The 760-nt window shown below is 60.0% G+C and carries 1 protein-coding gene; it reads left to right on the top strand.

The features are described from left to right. Window positions 1-606: PIG-L family deacetylase (locus tag O3648_RS08450; protein WP_371569606.1), on the top strand; the 606-nt coding region annotated here is incomplete at its 5' end. Window positions 607-760: the final 154 nt, after the last annotated feature.

Genomic DNA, 760 nt, shown 5'->3' with positions numbered 1-760 from the left:
GACCCCATGCCGCCTCTGCCCTTCGGTAGCTTTGGTACCATGCCCCTGGACCGTGCCGCTGCGCCGCTTGTGCGTTTAGTGCGTGAGTACCGCCCGCACATCATCATCACCTATGACGAGATTGGCGGCTACCCGCACCCCGACCACATCATGACCCACAAGGTTGCCGTGGAAGCATTCGAGAAGGCGGGCGACCCCGAGGCGTATGTGGGTGAGGGCGAGCCCTGGACCCCGATGAAGCTCTACTATGACCGCGCGTTCAACCCCGAACGCACCCTCATCCTGCACGAGCATCTGCTCGATACGCACGGTGAGAGCCTGCTGAGTGGCTGGATTGAGAACATCGCGTACCATGCAACGTCGGGGGCGCCTCGCCATGAGACTACGACCCGCATTCTGGTTCACGAGCACTTTGAGCAGCGCGATCAGGCGCTGCTGGCGCACGCCTCGCAGGTGGATCCGAACGGCGTGTTCTTCGCCGTTCCTAGCGAACAACTGAAGGATATCTGGCCTTGGGAGGACTACACGCTGGCTGCCTCACATGCTGAAGTTCAGCTACCCGAATCTAGCCTGGATGAGGGCCTGAGCGACTACTACGTTATCTAGCGTGGGACGCATCGCCCCACGTTAGCCAATGATGCCTTTCACTCACGATACGAGTCGTGGGTGAAGGGCATCAACCATTCTTAGGTACGCGATGTGCGCAACCCCTTCACACACCCCCGCATGCCACCACTAGCCACCACAAATTTTGAGCCGA

This window comes from Rothia sp. 27098_8_161 (assembly GCF_041432905.1).
Lineage (GTDB): Bacteria > Actinomycetota > Actinomycetes > Actinomycetales > Micrococcaceae > Rothia.
The sequence above is the reverse complement of the archived record's forward strand: the minus strand, read 5'-3'. Positions and strand labels throughout refer to the sequence as shown.